The 15,641-nt window shown below is 66.9% G+C and carries 19 protein-coding genes, 2 tRNA genes and 1 pseudogene; 14 read left to right on the top strand and 8 right to left on the bottom strand.

Translation table 11 applies throughout. The features are described from left to right. The first annotated feature begins 64 nt into the window (after positions 1-64). From OMW55_RS05735 to OMW55_RS05715, 5 genes are all read left to right on the top strand, one after another. Positions 65-238: a hypothetical protein gene (locus OMW55_RS05735; protein WP_264881502.1), complete on the top strand. Its 174-nt coding sequence runs from the start codon at positions 65-67 to the stop codon at positions 236-238. Between the two features lie 3 nt (positions 239-241). Further along, positions 242-565, top strand: coding sequence for a cell division protein ZapA (locus tag OMW55_RS05730; RefSeq protein ID WP_264881500.1), 324 nt, complete (start codon positions 242-244; stop codon positions 563-565). A 154-nt stretch (positions 566-719) separates the two neighbouring features. After that, the gene (locus OMW55_RS05725; RefSeq protein ID WP_264881499.1) at positions 720-1,307 is read left to right on the top strand and encodes a 5-formyltetrahydrofolate cyclo-ligase; all 588 of its coding nucleotides are present in this window, start codon (positions 720-722) and stop codon (positions 1,305-1,307) included. Then, complete coding sequence (locus OMW55_RS05720; protein WP_264881497.1) at positions 1,304-1,540, top strand: DUF2842 domain-containing protein; 237 nt, start codon at positions 1,304-1,306, stop codon at positions 1,538-1,540. The genes OMW55_RS05725 and OMW55_RS05720 overlap by 4 nt, the downstream gene beginning before the upstream one ends. 36 nt (positions 1,541-1,576) lie before the next feature. Beyond that, the gene (locus OMW55_RS05715) at positions 1,577-2,782 is read left to right on the top strand and encodes a cell wall hydrolase (protein WP_264881495.1); all 1,206 of its coding nucleotides are present in this window, start codon (positions 1,577-1,579) and stop codon (positions 2,780-2,782) included. A 101-nt stretch (positions 2,783-2,883) separates the two neighbouring features. Here OMW55_RS05715 and OMW55_RS05710 read toward each other — a convergent pair. The 6 genes from OMW55_RS05710 to OMW55_RS05685 all read right to left on the bottom strand — a co-directional run bounded on the left by OMW55_RS05710 (position 2,884) and on the right by OMW55_RS05685 (position 7,548). After that, positions 2,884-2,960, bottom strand: a tRNA-Asp gene (locus OMW55_RS05710). Between the two features lie 63 nt (positions 2,961-3,023). Beyond that, entirely contained in the window at positions 3,024-4,136 is a 1,113-nt protein-coding gene (locus OMW55_RS05705) for an AI-2E family transporter (protein WP_264881494.1), read from the bottom strand. A 143-nt stretch (positions 4,137-4,279) separates the two neighbouring features. Further along, positions 4,280-4,747, bottom strand: a complete 468-nt coding sequence (locus OMW55_RS05700) for a DUF805 domain-containing protein (protein ID WP_264881493.1) — start codon at positions 4,745-4,747, stop codon at positions 4,280-4,282. 611 nt (positions 4,748-5,358) lie between these two features. Continuing rightward, positions 5,359-5,442, bottom strand: a tRNA-Leu gene (locus OMW55_RS05695). A 42-nt stretch (positions 5,443-5,484) separates the two neighbouring features. Continuing rightward, positions 5,485-5,970 carry a DUF805 domain-containing protein gene (locus OMW55_RS05690; protein ID WP_264881491.1) on the bottom strand — a complete coding sequence of 162 codons (486 nt, stop codon included), beginning with the start codon at positions 5,968-5,970 and terminating at the stop codon, positions 5,485-5,487. A 69-nt stretch (positions 5,971-6,039) separates the two neighbouring features. Then, positions 6,040-7,548, bottom strand: coding sequence for a YifB family Mg chelatase-like AAA ATPase (locus OMW55_RS05685; RefSeq protein WP_264881489.1), 1,509 nt, complete (start codon positions 7,546-7,548; stop codon positions 6,040-6,042). A gap of 137 nt (positions 7,549-7,685) precedes the next feature. Here OMW55_RS05685 and OMW55_RS05680 point away from each other — a divergent pair, with 137 nt between their 5' ends. The 8 genes and pseudogenes from OMW55_RS05680 (at position 7,686) to OMW55_RS05645 (ending at position 12,317) form a co-directional block, all read left to right on the top strand. Then, positions 7,686-8,120: a hypothetical protein gene (locus OMW55_RS05680; RefSeq protein ID WP_264881488.1), complete on the top strand. Its 435-nt coding sequence runs from the start codon at positions 7,686-7,688 to the stop codon at positions 8,118-8,120. 90 nt (positions 8,121-8,210) lie between these two features. Beyond that, a complete protein-coding gene (gene rpmH, locus OMW55_RS05675; RefSeq protein WP_085219331.1) occupies positions 8,211-8,345 on the top strand; it encodes a 50S ribosomal protein L34 in 135 nt (44 codons plus the stop codon). A gap of 11 nt (positions 8,346-8,356) precedes the next feature. Beyond that, positions 8,357-8,668: pseudogene (rnpA, locus tag OMW55_RS05670) on the top strand (ribonuclease P protein component); the annotation flags it as partial. Then, a complete protein-coding gene (yidD, locus tag OMW55_RS05665; protein WP_264881487.1) occupies positions 8,665-8,877 on the top strand; it encodes a membrane protein insertion efficiency factor YidD in 213 nt (70 codons plus the stop codon). The pseudogene rnpA and the gene yidD, both read left to right, overlap by 4 nt. Positions 8,878-8,896: 19 nt before the next feature. Continuing rightward, entirely contained in the window at positions 8,897-10,600 is a 1,704-nt protein-coding gene (gene yidC / locus OMW55_RS05660; protein ID WP_264881485.1) for a membrane protein insertase YidC, read from the top strand. Then, complete coding sequence (yihA, locus tag OMW55_RS05655) at positions 10,600-11,238, top strand: ribosome biogenesis GTP-binding protein YihA/YsxC (RefSeq protein WP_264881483.1); 639 nt, start codon at positions 10,600-10,602, stop codon at positions 11,236-11,238. Before yidC ends, yihA begins: the two co-directional genes overlap by 1 nt. Positions 11,239-11,253: 15 nt before the next feature. Next, positions 11,254-11,919, top strand: coding sequence for a glutathione S-transferase family protein (locus OMW55_RS05650; RefSeq protein WP_264881481.1), 666 nt, complete (start codon positions 11,254-11,256; stop codon positions 11,917-11,919). 44 nt (positions 11,920-11,963) lie between these two features. After that, a complete protein-coding gene (locus tag OMW55_RS05645) occupies positions 11,964-12,317 on the top strand; it encodes a hypothetical protein (protein WP_264881479.1) in 354 nt (117 codons plus the stop codon). On the opposite strand, the gene OMW55_RS05640 is transcribed toward OMW55_RS05645, so the two are convergent. Continuing rightward, positions 12,314-12,775, bottom strand: a complete 462-nt coding sequence (locus OMW55_RS05640) for a cupin domain-containing protein (RefSeq protein WP_264881477.1) — start codon at positions 12,773-12,775, stop codon at positions 12,314-12,316. The genes OMW55_RS05645 and OMW55_RS05640 overlap by 4 nt on opposite strands. Before the next feature lie 28 nt (positions 12,776-12,803). Between OMW55_RS05640 and dapE the strand changes: the two genes are divergently transcribed. Further along, entirely contained in the window at positions 12,804-13,934 is a 1,131-nt protein-coding gene (dapE, locus tag OMW55_RS05635) for a succinyl-diaminopimelate desuccinylase (RefSeq protein WP_264881476.1), read from the top strand. On the opposite strand, the gene OMW55_RS05630 is transcribed toward dapE, so the two are convergent. Continuing rightward, positions 13,931-15,613, bottom strand: coding sequence for a putative bifunctional diguanylate cyclase/phosphodiesterase (locus OMW55_RS05630; protein WP_264881474.1), 1,683 nt, complete (start codon positions 15,611-15,613; stop codon positions 13,931-13,933). The genes dapE and OMW55_RS05630 overlap by 4 nt on opposite strands. Between the last annotated feature and the right edge of the window lie 28 nt (positions 15,614-15,641).

Genomic DNA, 15,641 nt, shown 5'->3' with positions numbered 1-15,641 from the left:
TTTGGGCGGTGAGCGGTGATGCGTCAACCTTGCCCCCCGGGATGCTTGAGCCTAGCTCCGTTCCATGACCGAACAGGCACTGGAACTGGCGCTGACGCGCGCCGAGCGAGCGCTCGCCCGCGCCGAGCGTGCCGCGGACGCCCTGTCGCGCCGGGGCTACAAGGAAGAGCAATTGCGCGAACGTGTCCGCGAGGCCATCGCGGAGCTGGACCAGTTGATCCAGCGGGCGGAGGCCTGAGCGATGGCGGAACTCGACGTTGACATCGCTGGACGCCGCTACCGTGTGGCATGCCGAGACGGCGAGGAGGACAACCTACGCGCCGCGGTTGCCATCGTGGACGCCAAGAGCCGCGAGGCGCTGGCCGGCATGGGTGCGCTGAGCGAGGCCCGCCAGCTGCTGTTCGCCTCCCTGCTGATCGCCGACCAGCTGATCGACAAGGTGGGCGTGCAGGCACCGCAGCCGCTGATGCCACCCGACCCCCAGGTGGTGCGCCGGGTCGATGCACTGGCCGAACGGCTGGAAAGGCTTGCGGGAAGCCTTGAGAAAACGGCCGCCGCACCCTAGATCAGGATATGACGGGTACTGCCAGGCACGAGCTCTTCGACATCCCTGAGGCTATTCCCGATCCATGGGGGCTGTCCCTGCCCGGACCCTGGTCCGACGTATATGGTCCCCACCTGACGTTACAGGCGTCAGTGGATTTCTGAGTAACGACCTCATGGCGGTCCCGTCACCTCCCGTTCTTGACAAGGGCGCGTTGCGCGACGCCATGCGGCGGCGGCGGCGCGACTACGCCGCGAGCCTCACCCCCGAAACGCGCAAGCGCCTTGAGGCACAGCTGGCCGAAGCGCTCGATCCGCTGCTGTTCGCCTGCACCAGGGTGGCCGCTTACTTTCCCATGAAGGACGAGGTGAGCTGCCTCCCCGCACTGGAGCGCGCGCGGGCGATGGGGAAGACGACCGCCCTGCCCTTCTTCGCCGACCGCGATAGCCGAATGACGTTCCGGGCCGGGGAGCCGGTCGATCCCGGGCCGTGGGGCATCCTGCAGCCCGATGCCGCAGCGGCAATCGTGTCGCCCGACCTGCTGCTGATCCCGTTGATCGTCATCGACATAAGCGGAAACCGCATCGGCATGGGCAAGGGGCACTATGACCGCACCCTGCCTGGGCTGCGCGGGGCGGGAGCCCGGCTGGTGGGGGTGGGCTGGCCCTTCCAGCTGGTGACCGAACAACTTGCGCCCGACCCGTGGGACGTACCGCTGGACGGCTTTGCTTCACCCGATGGCCTTCAGGAGTTTGCCCGTTGAATCAGGAACTAGAGCCCCGGCCCCGGCCAACCGTCGGCATCTTCATGGTCCTCGGGGTGATCGCTGTTTGGGCGCTGATCGTGGCCAGCCTGTCACCGGTTGTCGGGCGCTGGCCAGGCATCGCGCAGGCGCTGTTCTACGTGATCGCTGGGTTCGTCTGGGTGCTGCCACTGAAGCCAGTAATGCGTTGGAGCGAGACCGGGCGGTGGCGGGGCGAACGGCGCCGGCCTTGAATTAAGTCAGTGAGTTGCTTAAATAACACACATCTCATGACCAGTCTCGCTCTTACTCTTCAGCCGGTTGCGGCTCATCCGGCGTTCGTCCGCATGCACGCCTGGTTCCAGCGGCACCGTCGCGAGGCGGCCGGCGGCTTGGGCGTGGCGACCGCCGTCCTCGCCGGCTTCAGCCTGATTGCAAACAACAGCCCGAGCGAGCTTCCCAGGGCGTCGGCGCCTGCGGAGCCGGCGGCTGTGGCAACGGTCGCGAAGCAGGCGCAGACGTTCACTCCGTTTCAGGTCCGTGATGTGGCGCCCGATAAGGCGGTGGCATTGAACGCCGCTGTGCCGGTCGCAAGCGGACCGAACCCCGCCGCGCTGCCGTTCGTCGCCAGTTCGGTAAAGAGCACGGCCTATCTGCGGGCACTGACCTGCCTGACGCAGGGGATCTACTACGAAGCCGCCCGCGAGTCCGAAGAAGGGCAGCGCGCCGTCGCTCAGGTGATCCTGAACCGCGTGCGCCATCCGGCCTTCCCGAGCTCGGTTTGCGGTGTGGTGTTCCAAGGGTCCGAGCGGCCGACCGGCTGCCAGTTCAGCTTCACTTGCGACGGCTCGCTCTACAGCCAGCCGATGCGCAGCTATTGGGACCGTGCCCGCAAGCTCGCCCATGAGGCACTGCAGGGCTATGTCTATGCCCCGGTCGGCAACGCGACCCATTACCATGCCAATTACGTTGTGCCTTATTGGGCACCGACGCTGACCAAGAACGCGGTAGTCGGGGCCCACATCTTCTATCGCTGGAAAGGTGGCTGGGGCCAGCCGAACGCTTTCTCGCAGCGCTACAGTAAGCATGAGGCCGACCCATACGCCCTCCGCTCGCTGGCGCTCGCCGCCGAGGCGCGCGAGCAGGCGGTGAGCGCGACCGCTGCCATCGATTCTGAAGACGTGCCCGAGGCGGTGGTCGAAGCGAAGCGCGAGTTGCCGCCGGAGCTTGCCAAGCTGGTCGCGGCGGAGACGACGCTCGGCGGCGACGCGCGGCTGACCATGCGCCTGCCGGCGGGCAAGCCGGGGCAGCCGGTAATCGCGGCCACGCCGCCCACTATGGGCTCGGCCAGTTCGCAGTGGAGCATGAGCGGCCAAGTCGAGGGCACCGCGCCCAAGCCCCTTGGCAAGCCCGTTGCGCCACCTGCGAAGGCTGCGGCGATCCCGCCATCGGCGAAGGTGGGCGCGCCCGTGACCTCCGCCGGCGGCGAAGAGTAGCGCGCGCGTCCGCCTACGAGCGGACGTTGCATTTCAAACTTGACTGGTAAGGCCGGGCACCTGTCCAGCGAGCTGCGTCGCGCCCTTCTCATGCGGAGAAGTGGCGCGAGTGACGGGGCTCGAACCCGCGACCTCCGGCGTGACAGGCCGGCGCTCTAACCAACTGAGCTACACCCGCAATCGCTTGCGTGGGCGGGCAACTAGGGGAGCGGTCAGCGCCCGTCAACCGCCTTCCGCACCGCTAGTCGCGTTCTTCCTCGTCCTCTTCGCCGGCATGGGTCAGCGTGCCTTGTTCGAATAGGAAGCCGGCGATGTCCGGCGTTCCCGCGGAAGAGAAGATCGTCTTGATGATGATCAGCAGCGGGATCGCCAGAAGGGCGCCGGTGGTGCCCCACACCCAGGCCCAGAACGACAGGGAAATGAGGATCAGCAGCGGATTGATCTTCACCCGCTTGCCGACGATCAGTGGGGTGACCGCATTGGCCTCCACCAGGTGGAAGCCGATGAAGATGGCGGGCGGCAGCACGGCCGTCCACGGGTCGGAAAAGGTCATCAGGCCGCCGAAGCCAAGCAGCAGCGCCGCGGCGATCGGGCCCAGGTAGGGGATGTAATTCAGTACCGCGACGATGCCGCCCCACATCAGCGGCGAGTCCATACCCAGCCACCACAGCACCGAGGCGGTGAGAGCGCCCAAGGTCACGTTGATGAGGGTAATGGTGCCGATGTAGGTCGAGGTGGCGTCAACCACCTGCTGGATCACGCGGGCGGTGGTCAGCGCGCCTTCGAAGCTCGATCGGCCGGTGATGGTCTGCTTGCGCATGCCGGTCCAGCCGGCGAGGAAGAAGTAGATGACCAGCAGCGAGAAGAAGAGCTGGATCAGCACGTGCGGCGCCGACTGGGTCAACAGGTCGAACATGCTGTTGGGCGTTTCCAGCCGCACCACCCGCCCCCCGCCCTGCGGCGTGGCCGAGGGCAGCTGGTTAAAGATGCGGTCCATGAACCGGTCGAGGCTCTTGTAGAGGTTGAGCACCGGTTCCAGCGCCTCCCGGACCTTGGGCATCCGCTCCGGCACCAGCGCCACCCAGTCGATCGCGGGGATGACGATCGACAGGATTGCGAAAGCCATCACCGCTAGAAAGATCAGCACGCACAGCAGCGACGCGGCCGGGGACGGCACGCCGCGCCGCTCGAACCACTCCAGCAGGGGAACCAGGGCAATGGCGATCACCAGCGCGGCGGTGACGGGAAGGAAGAACTCGGCGCCGGCGCGCAGCGCGAACGGCAGGGCCACGAGCAGGCCGATGCCGGCGATCAGGGTCAGCGACGCGAGCAGCCGGTCGCGCTTGATCGTCATGCCCTCGACGAATTCTACTGGATCGGGGTCCCGAGAGACTGTCGGAGCTGGCCGCGGCGGGGGTTCGACGGGCTCGACGGCGGGCGCAGGGACATCCATGCGCAGATGGTTAGAACAAGCGCGGCGCGCCCGCCAGCGGCACCTCAGCCCTGCCGGGCAAAGGAAAAGGCGGCCGGGCTGGCCCCGTAGCGGTTAGGCACGGTGCTGCCCTTGCGGGTCAGCTGCAGCAGCAGGTTGGCGAACATCAGCAGCGTGACGCCTGCCAAGCCAAGCGCAACGATCCTGGGCAGGAAGCCGCGTCCGAAGCCGATCACCAGCGGGGTCGCCAACAACAGGACGCATGGCGCCAGCAACTCACGCCCGCTGCGGTTCACGTCGTGCAGACGGCGCACCGCAACCGCGATCTGCGGCACGAACAGTAGCAACGAGACCAGCCCCGCCACCGGACCGGCAAACGGGCTCCAGCGAAACAGCATGGCGTCCACGAAGCGCGCCACGAACTGCGCCACCAGGACGAAGAAGAAGAAGTTCCAGAACTCCGAACGCGAGGCGCGTCCCGAGAATTCAACATAGTTGCGAATGGTGTGCGACACCGACTCGAAGAAACGCATGGACCTGCTCCCCTGTCCTGGAGCGCCGAGGCTAGGTCCCGGTAGGTTTAGAATCAATTAGCGGCAGACAACTCAACCGAAGTTCTAAGGTCGGCGTGAGCGCCGCCCGTGAAGCTGCCGTGAACATGCTGTTCCGCGCAACGTCAGGCCGGGCCTGCCAAAGGGCGCACTGTTCCGCGAACAGGAAGGCGCGATCATGAGCTATTGGTGGATTGCCTTGCTGATCTGGCTATTGCCGGCCCTTGCGCTTGCGCCGCTGCTCCTATGGAACGGCCTGGCGGGGCGAACGCGGAATGCAGGCGGGCGGGATCGCAGGGACGAGCCGGCGGTCAGTTCGCCACGTGTAACGCCCCATAGGCTTGGCTGAGCAGCGTCAGCAGCGCCGCCCAAAGCAGTAGCGATGCGATGAACACGGCCGGCAGCGCACGTCCTCGTCCGCGAATTCGTGCAAGCTCATTGTCTTGGTTAAAAGTCACCGGGCATCAATAGCTTAGCCGACGCGCTTGCGCAGTCGACAAGAAGCGTCCGATCGCGCCACAAGCTCGCTTCGTCCCGAAACTGAACAGTTTCTGAACGTTCTGCGGCGCCGGGGACATCTTTCTATCTGGAAATGGTGCCCCCGGTCCGACTCGAACGGACACGCCTCTCGGCAATCGATTTTGAGTCGATCGCGTCTACCATTCCGCCACGGGGGCCCGGCCGCTTGCTAGCGCTCCGGACCCCTGGGGACAAGCGTGCTATGCGTGATAAGCGCCAGTGCGCTCAGCAGCCTTCGGGTCCGGGCCGAAGCGGTTGTCTCCCTTGGTACCGTCAAGAACCAGGAACACAAAGATGACCACACCTAAGATCAGGACCACGAGACCAAGGAGGCCCACTGACGCGAGCGCACCCGCAGCGTTGCCCTGCGCCAAGGCCATGCCCGCCATTACAGCCATGACAAGGTACGGCGCCATAAACAGAAGCAACCAGAACCCACTTCTATTCGTGTCGTGAAGACGCCTGACCGACACGGCGAGAGAGGGAATGAGCGTGCTCAAAACCAATAGCCCAGTCAGCGGCCCGTAAGCCCCACCAACGACCCCGCCCCACCCCAACAGATTGTCGAGGACCGAAGTCACCACGGACGCAATCACTAGTGCGAGCGTGTACCACCAATACTCCGCCCGACGGGCTCGGCCGCTGAACTGCGCATAACGGCGCAGCGGAGCCAGCGCGTAATCCATAGGCGTCATAATCTCTCCCCCGTTTACTTCGGCTTCACAGCCTATCTAAACGCCGAAACGGCGCAACCGTCAGTTCACGGGCGCACGGCGGCGGTAGCTGAGCGCCTCGGCGATGTGGATGCGACCCACCGTATCCGCACCGGCGAGGTCGGCGATGGTGCGCGCGACCCGCAGGACCCGGTGGTACCCACGGGCAGACAGCCGCATCGCGGCCGCCGCATCGGCCAGCAGCTTGCGGCCAGGCTCGTCCGGTGTCGCTACCTCGTCCAGCAACTCGCCATCAGCCTCCGCGTTGGTGCGTGGGCCGTGGCCATTGAAGCGTACCGTTTGCGCCGCGCGCGCGCGCGCCACGCGTTCCGCCACCTCCGCGCTGCCTTCGCATGGCGGAGGCAGGGTCAGGTCGGCGGCGCTGACCGCCTGCACCTCGACATGGAGGTCGATGCGGTCGAGCAGCGGCCCAGAGACACGGGCCTGGTAGTCCGCGGCGCAGCGCGGCGCGCGGGCGCAGGCCAGCGACGCGTCGCCCAAATGCCCGCAGCGGCACGGGTTCATCGCCGCGACCAGCTGCACGCGCGCCGGAAACGTGACGTGGGTGTTGGCGCGCGCCACGCTGACGTTGCCGGTTTCGAGCGGCTGACGGAGACTGTCGAGCACCGCGCGCTGGAACTCGGGAAGTTCGTCCAAGAACAGCACGCCGAGGTGCGCGAGGCTGATCTCCCCCGGGCGCACCTTCAGCCCGCCGCCGACCAGCGCGGGCATGGAGGCGCTATGGTGAGGGGCTCGGAATGGGCGCGAGCGGGTCATCCGCCCGCCGTCCAGTTCACCCGCGACCGACTGGACCATCGACACTTCCAGCGCCTCCGTCGGGGTGAGCGATGGCAGGATGCCCGGCAGGCAGGCGGCGAGCAGCGACTTGCCGGCGCCCGGTGGTCCGCTCATCAACAGGTTGTGGCCGCCCGCCGCCGCGATCTCCAGCGCGCGCTTGGCGGTCTCCTGACCCTTGACCTGCTTGAGGTCTGGACCGCGCGCGGTTACCGCGGCTTCGCCCGGCACGGGCGTGGGCAGCAGGGTCGTGCCCTTGAGGTGCGCCAGCAATGCCAGCAGGTCGGGCGCCGCCAGCACCTCCACCTGCCCCGCCCAGGCGGCTTCCGCGCCTTGCACCGCTGGGCAGATCAGGCCCTTCCCCTGTTCGCTCGCATGAAGGGCAGCCAAGAGCACGCCGGGGCTCGCGGCGATCCGGCCGTCGAGCCCGAGCTCACCCACTGCGACATAGTGCGACAGGCTTTCCGCGTCGGTAGCGCCGATCGCCGCCAGCAGGCCGAGCGCGATCGGCAGGTCGAAGTGGCTGCCTTCCTTGGGCAGGTCGGCCGGCGACAGGTTCACCGTGATCCGCTTGGGCGGAAGCGCGAGGCCGATGGCGGACAGCGCCGCCCGCACCCGCTCACGGCTTTCCGCCACCGCCTTGTCCGGCAAGCCGACAATGACGAATGCCGGCACGTTGGTGGAAAGCTGGACCTGCACCTCGACGGCGCGCGCCTCCAGCCCGAGGTAAGCGACCGTGGATACCACCGCGACCATCAGCCGCGGCCTCCCCGGCCCAAATACTTGAAACGCAACGCTCCCCCTAGCTCGGCTCCCCACGATTACGCTGCCGCAACGGCAGGCTCAAGCCTCCTCTTGCGGGCACTGTCTTACTTCCCCACATCACCTGCGCCATGCTAACCCGTAACAAAGTTCGCGTCTTCTTTGCGCTGCGGCCGGTGCGCCTCATCCTGTTCGCCCTCGGGCTGCTGCTGATGATCGCCACCCCGGCGGTCGCCATCCTGCCGGGTCCCGGTGGCATCTTCGTCTTCGCGGCAGGACTTGCGCTGGCGCTGCGGAACAGCGACTGGGCCAAGCGCCGCTACGTTCATTTCAAACGCTGGCAGCCGCGCGCCGGGCGCTGGGCCGACTGGGGGCTGCGCCGGGGCTCGCACCAGCGTCGGGAAGCGCTGCGCAAGGATCGCGAGCGGCAGGAGGCGCCGCCCGCGCATTGCGTTGAGCGGACTGATGACGTGCTTGCATCGGCTGGCATGGAGGTGGCGCCGATCGACCCGACGCCCGCCGAAGTGGCGCCTGCCAGCCCCGCAATCGCGCCGCTCAGGCGTTGACTTTGACCGGTCACTCCCGTAACGGCCCGCTCGAGCAAGCGGCTGCCCCTGACGGCAGCCCTTTTCATTTCAGTTCAGAGGCAATGAGCGATGAAGCGCACCTTTCAGCCGAGCAACCTGGTTCGCAAGCGGCGTCACGGTTTCCGGACCCGGTCGGCGACTGTCGGCGGCCGCAAGGTGCTGGCGGCCCGTCGCGCCCGCGGTCGCAAGAAGCTGAGCGCCTAGTCCAGCTTCGCAAGCGGTCGGACTTCCTCGCTGCGAACGCCGGACGGCGCGCGGCGATGCCTGGCTTCGTTCTGCTGGTCCGCGATCGCCGTGACGGCACGCCCGGCAAGCGGGTCGGCTATACAGTTAGCAAGAAGGTCGGCGGCGCCGTGGTGCGCAACCGCATGAAGCGCCGCTTCCGCGCGCTCGCCCGCGAGCTGCTGGTCGACGGTGGGCTTCCTGGTTCCGATCACGTGCTGATCGGCCGGCCGAGCGGGATCGAGCGGCCATTTGCCGAGCTTCGCGACGACCTCACCCGCGCGCTGAAGAAGGTTTCGCGGTGATCGTTCGCGCCCTCATCCTGATTGCGCGCGGGTGGCAGAAGGGCCCGTCCGCCATCCTGCCGCCATCCTGCCGCTTCCAGCCCAGTTGCTCGGCCTATGCGATCACCGCCTGGACGCGCTATGGCGCCGGCAAGGGCAGCTGGCTGGCATTGAAGCGCATCTTCCGCTGCCATCCCTGGGGTGGCCAGGGCCACGACCCGGTGCCGTGAGTAGAGGATCGACCGACAAGTGACCGAAACCAAGAACATGATCCTCGCGCTGGCGCTGTCGGCGCTGGTGCTGATCGGCTGGACCGTGCTCAGCGACCGGTTCTTCCCGGCGCCCAAGCCGGCCGCGACGCAGACGGCACGCAAGCCCGTGGCGCAGGCACCGGCGACCTCCACGGCAGCCGCCGCTCCGGTGGTGTCCGCGGCCCAGGCGCTGCGCAACGGCCCGCGACTGCGGATCGACACGCCGTCGCTGCAGGGCTCGATCAATCTGGCCGGTGCGCGGATCGACGACCTTAAGATGGTGCGCCACTCCGGCCTCCAGACCCGCGATGCGGAGGCGACCCGCCTGCTCTCCCCCGCCGGCGCGCGGGGCGCTTACTTCGCCAGCTTCGGCTGGGCGGGCCAGGGCGTGCAGCTGCCGGACGCTAACACCGTATGGCAGGCGAGCGCGCCGGTACTGACCCCCGGCAAGCCCGTGACTCTGAGCTGGACCAACCCGACCGGACAACGGTTCGAGCAGGTGATCGCGGTGGACGACGGCTACCTGTTCACCGTCCGGCAGCGCGTCGCAAATGGGGGGTCCGCACCGATCGCCGTGCGGCCCTACGGCCTGATCAGCCGGGCGGAGAAGTCGCCCGATCCGGATGCCTGGACGCACCATGTCGGTCCAATGGGTGTGCTGAACGGCGCGGCCAATTACGGAATCAACTACAAGGACCTGGACGAGGCCGGGGCCAAGGGCGAGACGTTCAACTCGAACGCCGGCTGGGTGGGCTTCACCGACAAATACTGGCTGACGGCGCTGGTGCCCGGCAACGGCTCGTTCGCCGCCAGCTTCCGCAAGGCTCCGACCGGCGCCTACCAGACCGACTTCGCCCACCCGCAGCAGGTGGTGCAGCCCGGCCAGGCGCTCGGGACCGACACTCGCCTGTTCGCCGGTGCCAAGGAAAAGGAGATGCTCGACCGCTACGAGGCGGCGGGCGTGCCGAAGCTTTCCAAGTCGATCGACTGGGGCTGGTTCGAATGGTTCATGCGGCCGCTCTTCAGCCTGCTGCTGTGGCTATTCCACACGCTGGGCAACTTCGGCCTGGCGATCATCGCCCTGGTGCTGATCGTCCGCGGGCTGATGTACCCGGTGTTCGACAAGCAGTTCCGCTCCATGGCCTCCATGCGCCGGTTGCAGCCGCTGATGAAGGAGCTGCAGGAGCGGCACAAGGACGACCGCCTGCGCCTGCAGCAGGAGACGATGGACCTGTACAAGCGGGAGAAGATCAATCCCGCCGCCGGCTGCCTGCCGATGTTCCTGCAGATCCCCGTGTTCTATGCGCTCTACAAGGTGCTGACGGTCAGCGTGGAGATGCGGCACCAGCCGTTCTTCGGCTGGATCAAGGACCTGTCCGCGCCGGACCCGCTGACGCCGGTCAACCTGTTCGGCCTGCTGCCGTTCGACCCGCCGGGCCTGCTGCACCTGGGCGTGCTGCCGATCATCCTGGGCATCACCATGTGGCTGCAGTTCCGCTTGAATCCAGCGCCGATGGACCCGGTGCAGAAGCAGGTGTTCGGCTTCATGCCGTGGGTCATGATGTTCGTGATGGCGCCGTTCGCCACCGGTCTGCAGCTCTACTGGATCTTCTCCAACCTGCTCGGCATCGCGCAGCAGAAGTATCTGTATCGCAAGTACGATACCGAGCGGCTGGTGGCGAAGGCGGCGGCGTCGGGCTGATGGATGAAGATGCCGAGATAGCCGAACAGGCCCGCAAGCTGTTCGCCGGCCGCGTCGACTTCCTCAAGTCTGCGCCAGGCCTCCAGTTCCTGCCCGGTCCGACGGTGCCGGAGATCGCGCTGGCCGGCCGGTCTAACGTGGGCAAGTCGTCGCTGATCAACGCCGTCACCAACCGCAAGGCGTTGGCCCGGACGTCCAACACGCCGGGACGGACGCAGGAACTCAACTTCTTCGACGTGGGTGAACCACTCGCCGTCCGACTGTGCGACATGCCCGGCTACGGCTTCGCCGAGGCACCCAAGGACATGGTCAAGCGCTGGCGCTTCCTGGTGAACGATTACCTGCGCGGGCGGCAGGTGCTGAAGCGGGCAATCGTGCTGATTGACAGCCGGCATGGCATCAAGCCGGTCGATCGCGAGATCATGGACATGCTCGACGGAGCGGCGGTCAGCTATCAGCTGGTTCTGACCAAGATCGACAAGATCAAGGCCAGTGCCCTTGATGCGACGGTCGCGGCGACGCTTGAGGAGGCGATGAAGCGCCCGGCAGCGCACCCGGGCTTGATCGCGACCAGCAGTGAAACGGGCCGTGGCATTCCGGAGTTGAGGACGGCGATGCTGGCGGCCGCGCTGGCCTGAACGGGAGAGGCACGGTTGAAGCTCATCATCGGCAACCGGGCGTATTCGAGCTGGTCCATGCGTGGCTGGCTCGCCCTCAAGGCGTCCGGGCTTGAGTTCGAGGAACTGGTCGTGCCGCTCTATGACGAGGCCTGGAACCAGCGGCGCGACGGTGGCGAATTCGCGCCTTCGTCGGGCAAGGTGCCGCTGCTGTGGCACGACGACACCGTGGTATGGGATAGCCTGGCCATCATCGAATATTGCGCCGACCTCACCAGCCGCGACCGATATTGGCCGGAGGACGACAGCGCCCGCGGCATGGCTCGATCAATGGCCGCGGAAATGCATTCCAGCTTCGCCAACCTGCGCCGCGACCTGCCGATGAACGTCCGCCGCCACCTTGGCCCGCGGCCGCTTGCCGATGCCGTGAAGGCGGAGATCAACCGCATCCTGACTTTATGGGCGCAGGCCCGGGCACGGCACGGCGGCACCGGCGACTTCCTGTTCGGCGGGTGGTGCGCGGCCGACATGATGTTCGCGCCCGTCGTGACCCGGTTTGTCACCTACTCCGTGCCCGTCCCACCCTTCGCGGGCCGCTACATGGAAACCGTGCTGGAGCACCCGCACGTGGCCGAGTGGATCGGGCAGGCACAGGACGAACCGTGGGTGATCGAGCAGTACGAGCAGCCGGCAAATAGCTGAGCCACCACTGCAACTAAGCTTCGGGTGTGTCCGTTAAGCGCCTGATGCGCTTGCTTTATCTTACCCCGCTGCTCAGCCTCGCGGCTTGCGCAACCCCGTCCGACCGGATCACCGATGCGCTGGAAGGCTATGGCCTGGCGCCGCAACAGGCGCGATGCGTCGGCGACCGGCTCCAGTCTCGCCTGTCGGTCGGGCAGCTGCAGGAGTTGGCAGGACTGGCGCGCACCTATCGCGAGAACGATCCAAATCCGCAGGCGCTCACCCCGACCGACCTGATTCGGGTCGCTAGCGGGGTCCATGACGTCCGCGTGCCGCTGGAAGTCGGCAAGGCGGCGGCGAATTGCGGCCTAATCCCCGGCACGACCATCGGCCTGCTGAACATGATTTCCGGCGCCTAGACCCGGTCGCTGCCGTACGGCGTTCCGTCCTTGCGAGTATAGCGATTGTCCGCGGTGAACAGCATGTCGATGTCGCTGTAGCCTCCACCAGTGCGCTCGCCGCCGCCGACCACCAGGAACACACAATCTTCGGCGCTGTCGTTGCGAAGATGGTGGCCGTTGCGGACACCCTTGGGGAACGCCGCGCAGTCGCCGGCGCGCAGGGTGGTCGGCCCATCGTCCTCGACCAGCGTCGCCTCGCCCGCGATCATCACCAGGAACTCGTCCTCGCCGTCGTGCCAGTGCCGCTGGCTGGACCATGCGCCGGGCTTCAGCACGACATGGCTCGCCCCGAAGTCGGTGAGGCCTGCAACTGGCGCGAGCCTCCGGTACCAGCGTCCAGCCACCGCCTTGTCATGCGGTTCTGGATAGCCGGTCGCGTTGGTCGGCTCGATTGCTCCCAGGTCCAGTTTCGGCATCCACGCCTCCCGTGCTAGCTCCGCGCCCATGTCTATCATCGACCCGGTCGACCTCGCCACCAAGCTGATTTCCGTGCCCTCCGTAACCCCCGCGAGGGGAGCCGTGTTCGACGTAGTGGACGAGGCATTGTCAGCGCTGGGCTTCACCGTTCATCGCTTCACCCTTGGCGCGGCGCCGGACGGGCCGACGGAGAACATGGTCGCCATTCGCGAGGCTGGACCTGGGCCGCATTTCGGCTTCGCGGGACACCTCGACGTGGTCCCGGCGGGCGAGGGCTGGAGCGGCGACCCGTTCAGCGCGCGCATCGAGGACGGACGGCTGATCGGACGCGGCGCCAACGACATGAAGAGCGCCATCGCATCCATGGTGGCGGCCGTGGCCTCCATCGAGCAGCGGCGGGGTACCCTTTCCTTCCTGATCACCGGTGATGAGGAAGGCTATGCAACCTACGGGACGCCGCGAATCATCGACTGGCTGAACGAACGCGGCATTCGGCCGGACATGATCCTGATCGGCGAGCCGACCAGCGAACTTCGGCTGGGCGACACGGTGAAGATCGGCCGGCGCGGATCGGTCAACATGTGGCTGTCCGTGCCGGGCACGCAGGGTCATGTCGCCTATCCGCACAAGGCAGACAATCCGGTGGGCGCCCTTGCCCGCATCATCGCCGAACTTGACGCGCTGCACCTTGACGACGGCACGGACGTGTTCCCCCCATCGAACCTTGAGTTCACCGGGCTTGGGACGCCAACCCACGCGAGCAACGTCATCCCGGGCGAGGCGACCGCCCAGCTGAATATCCGCTTCAACAATCTCCAGCGCGGGTCCGAATTGGTCGAGCGGGTCACCGCCATCGCACAGGCGATCGACTCGCGCGCCAACGTGCGGGCGCGCATCTCCGGCGAGGCCTTCCTGACGCCGCCAGGGGAGCTCTACGACCTGGTCGTGGGTGCCATTCGCGAGGAGACCGGCGAGGCTCCCGCATTATCGACCAGCGGGGGCACGTCCGACGGCCGCTTCCTGGTTCAGCTCTGCCCGGTTGTGGATTTCGGTCTGCCTAATGCGACCATGCACAAGCTCGACGAGAGCGCCGGCGTGGAGGACATTCGCGCCCTTGCTCGAATTTACCGGCGGATCGTCGACAAGGTCGTAGGTTAGGCCGCGCCCTTCAGCCCGCGATCGGCGCCGTTGGTCCAAGCGACGAATTCGGTTTCGAACATCGGCTGTGCGAAGACGAAACCCTGCACGGTGTCGCAGCCCATGGCGCGCAGGATGTCCGCTTGGGAGACCGTCTCGACGGCCTCGGCCACCACTTCGCAGCCGACGCCCTTCACGAGGTGGATGACGGCCTGCACGATCACCCGCGCCTTGTCGCAGCTCTCGATGTCCTTGATCAACGACGGGTCGAGCTTCACCCGGTCGATCGGCAGGGTGCGCAGCCGGGCGATGTTCGAGTAGCCGGTGCCGAAGTCATCCAGCGCGATGGTGGCGCCATCCGCCCGCAGCGCGGCAATCTCCGCCAGCGTCGCAGCCGAGCATTCCATGGCGGCACTCTCAGTGAATTCCAGCTCGATCTGGCTGAGCGGCACCCCAGCGGCGCCGAAGCATTGCCGCAGCCGGCCGAAGAAGTCGGCGCGGTCGAGCTGGCGCGGGCTGACGTTGAAGGCCAGCCGCTTGCGGCGCTTGCCGGTTTCGTTCCACGAGGCGATCAGGGCCGCCACTTCCGCCATCACCCAGTCGCCGATGTCGCCGATGATGCCGGTCTGCTCGGCGATCGGGATGAAGGTGGCGGGGGCGCGCACGCCGTCGCGAGGATGATTCCACCGGATAAGCGCCTCGGCGCCGGTGATCTCGCCCGTCAGCAGGCTCAGTTGCGGCTGCAGAGCGAGCAGGAACTCGCCGCGCTGAACGGCATCCGTAAGCGCCGTCTCAGTTTCGACCTTGCGGCTATACTCCAGCGCAAGTTCTTCGCTGAACAGGCAGTGCTGGCCCCCGCCCCGGTTCTTGGCCCGGTACATGGCGATGTCGGCCGCGCGCATCAGCGCCTCGATGCTGGTGCCGTGCGCGGGTGTCAGGGCGACGCCGACCGACGCGCCGATGTCGAGGCTGTGGCCATGAAGCTCGAATGGTTCGCCGATCGCCAGCACGACGCGGCGCGCAAGGTGCTGCGCCTTCTCGATCCCGCCGACATCGGGGAAAAGCAGGGTAAATTCGTCGCCAGCCAGCCGGGCTACGAGCGGCCGCTCGGCGTCTGCAATGGCTTCGGTGTTGACCACCACCCGGAGGCGATTGGCCACCATGACCAGCAGCTGGTCGCCGCGGGCGTGGCCCAGACTGTCGTTGACGGTCTTGAACCGGTCGAGGTCAACGAACAGCAACGCGCCGAGCTGACCCGCAGCGGATGAGCCGAGCATCCGTTCGGCGTCGTTGCGGAAGTTCAGCCGGTTCGGCAGCGAGGTCACCGGATCGTACATGCCGAGCGCATGGGCGTTCTCGATGGATGAGCGGACCTCGGCAAACAGGCGATCTACCGCAGCGGCAAGCTTGGGATGGACACGGCCGACGATCGGCGGCGCCGCACTGGTCAGGTCGCCGTCCTCCACCGCCAGCAGGCGGTCGCGCAATGCACCAAGGGCTCGCGCGCTTTCGCTGTTGGGGCGCTCGGCCGCAATGTAGCTGACCAGTAGGCAGAAGGCGCCGGCGACGAGGCTGGCCACGATCTGGTCGTTGAGGTGCGACAGCGTCAGGAAAGCGGCCATGCTGAACACGAACGAGGCGACGCCTGCCGCTGCCGACAGGAGGACGTTGCTCAGTTTCTGTGCGGTGCCGTCTTGCATGGTGCTCCAGCACATGGGCTAGAGCGGC

Origin of the sequence: Sphingomonas arvum (assembly GCF_026013565.1) — a bacterium.
Lineage (GTDB): Bacteria > Pseudomonadota > Alphaproteobacteria > Sphingomonadales > Sphingomonadaceae > Sphingomicrobium > Sphingomicrobium arvum.
The sequence above is the reverse complement of the archived record's forward strand: the minus strand, read 5'-3'. Positions and strand labels throughout refer to the sequence as shown.